We start from the raw sequence: 9,059 nt of genomic DNA on the forward strand, positions 1-9,059 counted from the left end.
CGCATGCCACGTACATTCCCTTGCCCACGTTGTGGTGAACCTTCTGTCTGGGAAGGCAATGAATTTCGCCCTTTCTGTTCCGAGCGTTGCAAGCTGATTGATTTGGGCGCCTGGGCCAGTGATGAATATCGCCTGCCGACTCAGGATGCACCCTCGGTAGATAACCCGGAAGACTAAAATGAGTTACGCGGTTTTACAAAAAGCCGCTTTTACTGGAAAGGTGTAATAAAAATCCTACACATTTAAAACTTCTTTGCGCAAACAGCGCACACATTTAAAAATTTTACTGCAAAACGTTACCCTATTCGCATTCGGTTCTTTTTTAAATGGCCTCGAGATTCTAATTATCGAGCCCTGTATGCCCACGCTCCTGAAAATTCTTTTTTTCGCCTTTCTGCTTGCCGCAATCTTAATGCTGGCGGTCGGTTTATATAGTCAGGATACGCTGCTGATTGGGGTGGCGGTATTATTTGCCTTAATGGCCTGGCTGGTGGGCATGGAAGCGAAAAAACAGCTGAATGACCCGTTTCGCAAATAAATGGCAATCAAAACGGCGCAATAAAAAAGTCAGCACTGTGCTGACTTTGGTTAGGGTGAGATTTGCAGATTAACCGGCCTGCCCCGCCACAAAAGGATTGTGCTGTTTTTCAAAACCAATGGTACTGATCGGACCATGCCCTGAAATAAACTGGGTTTCATCCGGCAGGCTAAAACATTCACGCTGGATTGAATCCAGTAATTGCTGATGATTCCCACGCGGGAAATCTGTCCGGCCAATCGAGCCTTTAAACAGCACATCACCGGTCCAGAGCAAACCGTAATTGCCATTATAGAACATCACATGACCTGGGGTATGTCCCGGCGCAAAACGCACTTCAAACTGTTCATTGCCCAGCTGCAGCTGCTCACCACCTTCCAGCCACTGATCCACCTCGACCTTTTCAGGAATCGGGAAACCATAACGCGCCGATACTTCCTGAATCATATCCAGCCAGAACGCATCTTCCTTATGCGGACCAATGACCGGCACATTCCAGTGTTTTTTTAAAGCACCGACAGCACCAGCATGATCCAGATGACCATGAGTTAACCATAAGGCTTTCACAGTTAAGCCCAGTGCTTCGACTTCTGCCTGCAGCTTGTCCGGTTCACCGCCCGCATCAATCAAAATAGCCTCTTTACTTTCTGCATCCCAGACGATGGAACAGTTTTGGGCAAATGCCGTGACCGGCACAATTTTGACTTGTAACATGAGTTAAGCGTCCTGTTGAAAATGGGCAAAAGTCTGTTTTAGCGCATCCAGATTAGCCTGAAGCAAGGCATTCAGCAATTGTAAATGATCATCCCGCTGGTTCAGCGCCGGAATATAGGCATAGTGTTCCCCGCCCGCCTGCTGAAAAATCTCGGCATTTTGTATGGCCAGTTCTTCCAGGGTTTCCAGACAGTCGGCAGAAAATGCCGGACTCATGATCTGGACCGATTTGACTCCCTGCTTGCCCCATTCTTCGAGCAGTACATCGGTATAGGGCTTGACCCATTCCTGTTTGCCAAAACGTGACTGGAAGCTGATCGCCCATTGATCCTCATTTAAACCCAGCGCCTGCGCCACCAGTTGAGCGGTTGTGCGACTGCGCTCGGCATACGGGTCGCCTTTATCGGCATACGGCTGTGGAATACCATGAAACGACATCAGCAGTTTTTCCGCCGGACCATGCTTGGCCTGAAATTCGCGCACACTCTGCGCCAAAGCCTGAATATACAAAGGATGCTGATAATAATCGCGGATAATGCTCAGCCCCGGCAAATTGCGCTGCTGCGGAATCCATTTGGCTATAGCATCATACAGCGGCGCGGTAGAGGTTGCGGAATATTGTGGGAATAGCGGCAGGACAAGGAGATGATCTTGCGGCTGCTGGGCCAGCTTTGCCAGCAAAGCGTCGATACCCGGGTTGCCATAAGTCATGGCTGGCACAATATTCAGCTCAAATTCCGGGTAGAGCGGGCTTAAGGTCTGTCTGACGGCATCGACCTGCGCCTGCAAAATCTCGCGCATAGGCGAATCCTGATTCCAGACCATAGCATAGGCATGCGCCACGCGTTTGGGGCGAAACGGTAAAATAAACAGCCTTAAAATAATTTGCCACAGCAGTTTGGGAATTTCAATCACCCGCTGATCAGACAGGAACTGTTTCAGAAAACGTCGTACCGCGGGCACAGTCGGTGCATCCGGTGTACCCAAATTGGCCAGAATAATGGTGATTTTCGGTTTCGCAACAACAGACATCAGGCTCTCAGGAATCATTAGGGAACGCGTTTACTTTAACAGCTTTCCCGTCTGTTACTAAATGAATTAATACGTCGATTTATATTGAAAAACACGATCATTATCAAGCAGGTTACTGTCCAGCAACTTCTGCCCTTTGGCTGTAGTCTGCCATAGCATACGCTGGCGTTCATCCCGGCCGGCCTGCACAATCCAGTCATTCTGGCGCATCTGCATTTTAATGGTATGCAAGGCACGAATATTGATTTGCGCCCGTGCCACCGCATGCGCCCGCGGCATTTCACGCCGCGCATCAGTCAGGCCGGTATCATTTAAATATTCATTCATGCGTTTGGAAAAATATTCTTCCGGGGTCGGATGAATAAAAGTCGAGCCTAAAATACTGAACAGCTGCGCCCAGGTCAGCTGTTTTTGTACTTTCAGTTCTTTAAAATTACCATCCTGATAGGCATGCATCCGGTATTCAAACTGGAAAGCTTCATGCATGGATACTTTGGGCAGGCTTAAAAACGGATCGGCTTCGGTCTTGCCAAGTTCATTTTTTAACTGGGCCACTTTGGCCTGTAGCTGCTCGATTTCATCATGCAGGGCCTGGGTATTTTGCGGACGCACCCAGCCCACCACCGGATAACGCTCCAGCATTTGCGGCATATTGAAACGTACCGCCAGCTCCAGATCACGCAAGCTGCGATAGCAAAACACCTGATCAACTTCCTGCTGCAACAGGCGACGGAATTCTTTAAATTTTTCCCGCAGTTCAGGTTTGGCATCCTGCAAGCTGGCATCACGTGAATCCGGATCTTCGTGCATAAACACAATCATCGGTTTCTGCTTGGTGACCGCGTAAATATATTCCAGATGCATATAGCCCACACCCGATACCGACTGCTCGCCATACTGGCTGCCCAGTAACAGCACCACATAGTCGCAGTCATCAATCTGACGACGAGCAAATGCCGTACTCAATGGCGTACGCTGCTCCAAGCCCCAGGAAAAGAAGCCCATTCCCACCAAGGTCTGTGTCAATACCATGCGTTCCGGCTGCATCTCTGAACCGGACGTAGAGATAAATACCTGATAGCGTTTATCGAGCATTGGCTCTCCTTCCCTCAATAGCTGAAGCGCCCAATGGGCATCAGTATTGTTCCCCAATCAAAAAAATAAGTCATGCTGAAGCAATCATGTTGCTTTCTTTATGGAGCCTGGCTTAGCGAGGCAGATTGGAAATTTTCCAGCGGATCTGCTCAGGCATCAGACGCCCGACAATCGGTTGTAAATGTTCAGCATTTTGACCGCTGACATAACAATGAATCTGCACCTGATCGGCTCGGCTCTGTTCAAATAATAACTCATTTTTCGTTAAAATGCGGGAAGTTTGACGCGCAACGGCAGTTCCTGAGTCAATTAATGTCAATTTCTGACCAAAAATAGACTGAATCGCAGTTTTTAAGAAGGGATAATGGGTACACCCCAGCACCAGATGATCTGCGCCAGCATCCACCACTGGCTGTAGCAGTTCACTTAAAGTAGTTAAACAGGCAGCACTCATTTGTGCTCCGCTTTCCACAAAAGGCACCAGCTCAAGCGAGGTTAAAGGAATCACCTTGACCTCGGCCGGCAAGGCAAAACGCTGAATCACGTCTTTAATTAGCTGGCCACGAAAGGTCGCCGGTGTCGCCAGCACGGCCACGGTTTTGGTTTTGCTCTGCAGTACCGCCGGTTTTAAGGCCGGGACCAGACCGACAATCGGGAAATCTTCCCCATAATGCGCACGCAGATAATCCAGACTAAAAGCCGAAGCAGTATTGCAAGCCACCACTGCAATTTTACAGCCCTGCCGATATAGCCACTCGATGGCCTGAGCGGTCAGTTCGCGAATTTCCTGATCATCACGCGGGCCATAAGGCACATGCGCCGTGTCGGCATAATAAACAATCTGTTCATTGGGCAAATGCTGGGCAATTTCCAGTGCCACCGACAGGCCGCCAATGCCTGAATCAAAAATCCCGATTGGCGCATCCGCCTGCGCTCTGGTCATAGGGTGCAACAAAGGAGCAAGGGGATGAATGGCGGTCATGGCAGTGGAATGAGCAGTTTGAAATAGGATGGCTCAAGCTTAAACCTCAGGTGCCTAATTGCAATAGCAAATCACCACTTTTCAGGCTTAAAATTGCATCGCCTTCGGCATTTTCCTGCAAGCTGCCCAGCTCGATCAGATGAAAAAAAGCCGCACGCTGGATCAGGGCATTCAGACCAAAACGCACATGTACATAGGGACGCAACTCCCCTTCATATTCACGCATAAAGATCGGATGCTGCTCATCGACAATCACCAGGTCCTGGGTGGTAGTGGTCAGTTGCAGATAGGTCTTGCCTTCAATATCAACTTGATCTACCTGATTGACAAATAAAGGCTCATCTTCCACCTCAATTTCAATCTGCTCGACCGGGGTTTTTAAATAGAACGTGTGACCTTCTTTCCAGAGTACGGTAGAAAACAGCTCAATTAATGACTGGCGCTTCACCAATTGACCTTCGTGCCACCATTCTCCATTGGCTTTTACCGTTAAATCCATTTTGCCACAATGCTTTGGATGCCAGTGCTCCAAAGGGGGAATTGACCTTTTGTGACCGGGCTGTGCATCTTTTAAGTATTGTGCAATGCCCATTAAATTTTTATCATCAGAAAATGCTACTTTTTTCGTCGGATTTGGTTCATTGTGCTCATTGTTCATCATTGAATACCCTGCTGACGGAAAAATAATATGATTCAGCCAATTGGCTAGACCAAGGTTTAAAACTATACTAGCCCACAATATAAAAGACACGATAGCAAATTTGTGTCTAGGAACTAAGAACACTCATGGCAGCACCGGATTCTGAGATGACGGTTGCCACCTTCTAGTATTATGAGGAGTCCTACATGGAACACATCGAACGTGAATCGATGGAGTTTGACGTAGTTATCGTAGGTGCTGGCCCTGCGGGTCTGTCTGCGGCGATTAAAATCCGTCAACTTGCAATTGAAAATAACCTGAATGATCTGTCCGTTTGTGTCGTAGAAAAAGGCTCCGAAGTCGGTGCGCACATCTTGTCAGGTGCGGTGCTGGAACCACGTGCCATCAATGAGCTGTTCCCGAACTGGAAAGAAGAAGGTGCACCTTTAAATGTACCGGTGACAGAAGATAAAACGTTCTTCTTGCTGTCTGAAACCACTTCGAAAGAAGCGCCACACTGGATGGTGCCAAAAACCATGCACAACAATGGCAACTATGTCATTTCACTCGGCAACGTGGTGCGCTGGTTAGGCCAGAAAGCCGAAGAACTGGAAGTGTCGATTTTCCCGGGCTTTGCGGCATCTGAAATTCTGTACCATGAAGATGGCACAGTAAAAGGCATTCAAACTGGTGATATGGGCATTGGTAAAGATGGTGAACCGACCCATAACTTTGCCCCAGGTTATGAACTGCATGCCAAATACACCCTGTTTGCTGAAGGCTGTCGTGGTCACTTAGGCAAACGTCTGATTCAGAAATTCAATCTGGACAAAGATGCCGACCCTCAACACTACGGTATCGGCATTAAAGAGCTGTGGGAAATTGATCCGGCCAAACATAAGCCAGGTCTGGTGATGCACGGTGCCGGCTGGCCATTGTCTGAAACCGGTTCTTCCGGCGGCTGGTGGCTCTACCACGCGGAAAACAACCAGGTCACACTGGGGATGATCGTCGATCTGTCTTATGAAAACCCGCACATGTATCCATTTATGGAAATGCAGCGCTGGAAGACTCATCCTCTGATTAAGCAATACTTGGAAGGCGGTAAGCGTATTTCTTATGGTGCGCGTGCCGTAACCAAAGGTGGCTTTAACTCGCTGCCTAAATTCACTTTCCCGGGTGGTTCTTTAATTGGTGATGATGCAGGCTTCCTGAACTTTGCCAAAATCAAAGGCTCTCATACCGCAATGAAATCCGGCATGCTCTGTGGTGAGGCAGTCTTTGAAGCGATTGCTGCTGGTGTCGAAAAAGGTGGTGACTTGGCGATTGCCCGCGTGACTGAAGGTGAAGATTTCTTTGCAAAAGAATTAACGTCTTATACCGAGAAGTTCAACAATAGCTGGCTGAAAGAAGAGCTCTACAACGCGCGTAACTTTGGCCCGGCAATGCATAAGTTTGGTCAATGGTTTGGTGGTGCGTTTAACTTTATCGACCAGAACATCTTTAAAGTGCCATTTACCCTGCATGACTTGGTGCCTGACTTCAGCGCACTGAAAACCGTAGATGCGGTAAGCTTTAAGCCGAACTATCCAAAACCGGATGGCAAGCTGACCTTTGACCGTTTGTCTTCGGTGTTTGTATCCAATACCGTACACGAAGAAAACCAACCAGCGCACCTGAAACTAACCAATGCCTCGATTCCGGTCGATGTGAACTTGCCTAAATGGGATGAGCCGGCACAGCGTTACTGCCCTGCGGGTGTGTATGAAATTATGGAAAATGATGATGGTTCCAAGCGCTTCCAGATTAACGCAGCCAACTGCGTACACTGTAAAACTTGTGACATTAAAGATCCATCACAGAACATCACCTGGGTAACACCGGAAGGTGGTGGTGGTCCAAACTATCCAAATATGTAATCTCGATTGAGATCAAAATAAACCCGCGTAAGCGGGTTTATTTTTTTCTTTCTTAGATAAATCCAACTCAATAATTATAGCTATTTTTATTTTTGTTATTTTAGTAAAAATATATACTAGAGTTATAGTAAGCCGTTCATGACTGAGTTTATTCTTCCCCATCAAACTGCCAATACACATCTCCCCAATCACTTTCAAAATCAGGGAAAATATCTCCGTGTTTAAAATATTGGCGTGAGTTTTCTTTGGCAAATGTATACCAGTAACCTGCGTGTGGGCAGGGTTCTCCAGCGAGTACAATATCAATTCTTTCTGGTTCTTGAGCTTCGACTTCCACTCGTTTTAATTCAGGCCATGTACTGTCTTTATCAAATCGAGCAATCCATTGTTTCGCACTTACTACATCAAAACGTGGGTTTGGATCATCTGACCATGCATCTAAGGTCGTAAGTTTTAAGTTATCACAACGTATCGGTTTAATTAGCTCATTTGCCAACACCAATAGATCAGGGACATCTTCTTCAACTGGATAAAGTGAGAGCTCACCCAAACGAATCCAAAGACTATATTGAGTCGGATTGTTCGAATCCTCTATTTTAGTTATTTCAATACGTGGATCATTGAGTTTTTCGCGAATTTGCTCTTCACTTAAACCTAACTTTTCTAGCCAATAGGGCGAAAGTAAAAAACACCATGTTGGGGTACGAATTCCTCCACCTAAAGCGTCACGATCTTCTGAGACAAACATATTTTCATGAGAAAACTCCATCCCAGGATGATCTATATCGAGCCCGTAAAAATATTCTGTAAAAATCCGTTCTGCTGTTTCAAATTCAGGAGATATAAATGCAAACTGGCCTGTGTTACCTATTTCATAACCACTGTAAGCTTGAACTGGATTAAGTTGTTCCAAACATTTTTTAACAAAGGAGTGCCAAACAATCTTATTGGATCTATACCATTTATCGCCAAAAGTTAATTTAAGACTAGAATAACGTTCATTTGAGTTTCTAATTTTAGCGCCTAAGGCCCAACGTGCACTTTGATTAGGAGATTCTGCAGATGTTGCACCAATATAGTAAATAAAATGTTTTTTATAAACCGTTGTCATTTCCGTTAACATTTCGTTACGACTTCTAATCCACTTATCAGCCTTTTTCCATACTTCAGTATCACTCCTAAACCTTAATTGAAAAGGCTTATCTATAATAGAATTTTCAAATTCGATATAAATAGCCACAACTTTATTTAATATTTCTACACAATCTTTATTACAAATATAAAAAGTAACATAAGGACAAACACCAAATTCTTGGTTTTCCTCCCCATAAAGAATAGAAGTATCTTGAGGAATATCCCGAACTAACTCTTCTATTTCTTGTTTACTTAAATAGAGTTGTGATGTACTCATTATATTAATTTCCTCTTCTACGGTAATCCTCCCATAAAAAACTACATAAAATTAGCTTCATAATAACCGACACTCCATATACTTAAACAAAGAAACAAACCTACCAGCCAATATGTTAATCTTATTAGCTTAGTAATTTTTTGATAATTATTTTTTTTCTTAAAAACAATATCGCTCATTACTTTGTTAAAACTATTATTCTTTGAAAAAAAATTCCAGATATCAGTTACCATTTTATTACTAATATAATACCTATATAAGAAATATATCATTAGAATAAAATTAGATACGAATAAAAAAACCGCAATCCATCTTAAATAAAATAGTATTTCCATATAATTAGAACCTTGGAAAATTAAATGGTTGAGCCGGAATTACTGGCATCTTTTCCGGTGGAATACTGTAGACTGGTTGTTCAGGTATATAATCTGATGTATTTTGCCATCCATCCGTAATCCCTAAACCAGCTCCTGCTCCACTTCCACCTTTTATGACCGCATAAAATGATTTTCCAGACCAAGAGTACCCACCACAAATTTGTCCAAACCAATTAGCACCGACACCTCCGCAAGCTTCTATATATCTACCATCGGGTTTATTACCTATATTAAGTGGCTTTGTTGCATAAATATGTAAGCATCTGATTTAAATAAATTTAATTTTGGATCAAAAAATAATCAAAACCTTTAAAATCATATAGTTATGAAATCTTTGTGCAACAAAGCCTA

At 44.8% G+C, this 9,059-nt stretch carries 9 protein-coding genes; 3 read left to right on the forward strand and 6 right to left on the reverse strand.

The features are described from left to right. Positions 1-3: 3 nt before the first annotated feature. Together FTU50_RS03325 and FTU50_RS03330 are read left to right on the forward strand one after the other, a co-directional pair. Positions 4-177 carry a DNA gyrase inhibitor YacG gene (locus FTU50_RS03325; RefSeq protein ID WP_005181919.1) on the forward strand — a complete coding sequence of 58 codons (174 nt, stop codon included), beginning with the start codon at positions 4-6 and terminating at the stop codon, positions 175-177. A 181-nt stretch (positions 178-358) separates the two neighbouring features. Next, complete coding sequence (locus FTU50_RS03330; RefSeq protein WP_005181916.1) at positions 359-538, forward strand: hypothetical protein; 180 nt, start codon at positions 359-361, stop codon at positions 536-538. A gap of 69 nt (positions 539-607) precedes the next feature. Here the strand turns inward: FTU50_RS03330 and FTU50_RS03335 are convergent, their stop codons facing one another. The 5 genes from FTU50_RS03335 to FTU50_RS03355 all read right to left on the reverse strand — a co-directional run bounded on the left by FTU50_RS03335 (position 608) and on the right by FTU50_RS03355 (position 5,019). Beyond that, positions 608-1,252 carry an MBL fold metallo-hydrolase gene (locus tag FTU50_RS03335; protein ID WP_180046111.1) on the reverse strand — a complete coding sequence of 215 codons (645 nt, stop codon included), beginning with the start codon at positions 1,250-1,252 and terminating at the stop codon, positions 608-610. Positions 1,253-1,255: 3 nt separating this feature from the next. After that, positions 1,256-2,284 carry a ferrochelatase gene (gene hemH / locus FTU50_RS03340; protein ID WP_180046113.1) on the reverse strand — a complete coding sequence of 343 codons (1,029 nt, stop codon included), beginning with the start codon at positions 2,282-2,284 and terminating at the stop codon, positions 1,256-1,258. 66 nt (positions 2,285-2,350) lie between these two features. Beyond that, the gene (locus FTU50_RS03345) at positions 2,351-3,379 is read right to left on the reverse strand and encodes a DUF4062 domain-containing protein (protein ID WP_127801785.1); all 1,029 of its coding nucleotides are present in this window, start codon (positions 3,377-3,379) and stop codon (positions 2,351-2,353) included. A gap of 112 nt (positions 3,380-3,491) precedes the next feature. Then, the gene (gene murI, locus FTU50_RS03350) at positions 3,492-4,361 is read right to left on the reverse strand and encodes a glutamate racemase (RefSeq protein WP_127801786.1); all 870 of its coding nucleotides are present in this window, start codon (positions 4,359-4,361) and stop codon (positions 3,492-3,494) included. 46 nt (positions 4,362-4,407) lie between these two features. Then, positions 4,408-5,019, reverse strand: a complete 612-nt coding sequence (locus tag FTU50_RS03355) for a DUF1285 domain-containing protein (protein WP_035363548.1) — start codon at positions 5,017-5,019, stop codon at positions 4,408-4,410. Positions 5,020-5,207: 188 nt separating this feature from the next. On the opposite strand from FTU50_RS03355, the gene FTU50_RS03360 reads away from it, so the two are divergent. Continuing rightward, complete coding sequence (locus tag FTU50_RS03360) at positions 5,208-6,920, forward strand: electron transfer flavoprotein-ubiquinone oxidoreductase (protein WP_075175251.1); 1,713 nt, start codon at positions 5,208-5,210, stop codon at positions 6,918-6,920. Between the two features lie 148 nt (positions 6,921-7,068). Here the strand turns inward: FTU50_RS03360 and FTU50_RS03365 are convergent, their stop codons facing one another. Next, the gene (locus FTU50_RS03365) at positions 7,069-8,331 is read right to left on the reverse strand and encodes a type VI immunity family protein (RefSeq protein ID WP_180069486.1); all 1,263 of its coding nucleotides are present in this window, start codon (positions 8,329-8,331) and stop codon (positions 7,069-7,071) included. Positions 8,332-9,059: the final 728 nt, after the last annotated feature.

Origin of the sequence: Acinetobacter sp. YH12112 (assembly GCF_013418945.1) — a bacterium.
GTDB classification, from domain to species: domain Bacteria; phylum Pseudomonadota; class Gammaproteobacteria; order Pseudomonadales; family Moraxellaceae; genus Acinetobacter; species Acinetobacter indicus.

Coding starts and splice junctions, on each gene's coding strand:
- FTU50_RS03325 (WP_005181919.1), top strand. CDS start 4: ATGCCACGTACATTCCCTTGCCCACGTTGTGGTGAACCTTCTGTCTGG.
- FTU50_RS03330 (WP_005181916.1), top strand. CDS start 359: ATGCCCACGCTCCTGAAAATTCTTTTTTTCGCCTTTCTGCTTGCCGCA.
- FTU50_RS03335 (WP_180046111.1), bottom strand. CDS start 1,252: ATGTTACAAGTCAAAATTGTGCCGGTCACGGCATTTGCCCAAAACTGT.
- hemH (WP_180046113.1), bottom strand. CDS start 2,284: ATGTCTGTTGTTGCGAAACCGAAAATCACCATTATTCTGGCCAATTTG.
- FTU50_RS03345 (WP_127801785.1), bottom strand. CDS start 3,379: ATGCTCGATAAACGCTATCAGGTATTTATCTCTACGTCCGGTTCAGAG.
- murI (WP_127801786.1), bottom strand. CDS start 4,361: ATGACCGCCATTCATCCCCTTGCTCCTTTGTTGCACCCTATGACCAGA.
- FTU50_RS03355 (WP_035363548.1), bottom strand. CDS start 5,019: ATGAACAATGAGCACAATGAACCAAATCCGACGAAAAAAGTAGCATTT.
- FTU50_RS03360 (WP_075175251.1), top strand. CDS start 5,208: ATGGAACACATCGAACGTGAATCGATGGAGTTTGACGTAGTTATCGTA.
- FTU50_RS03365 (WP_180069486.1), bottom strand. CDS start 8,331: ATGAGTACATCACAACTCTATTTAAGTAAACAAGAAATAGAAGAGTTA.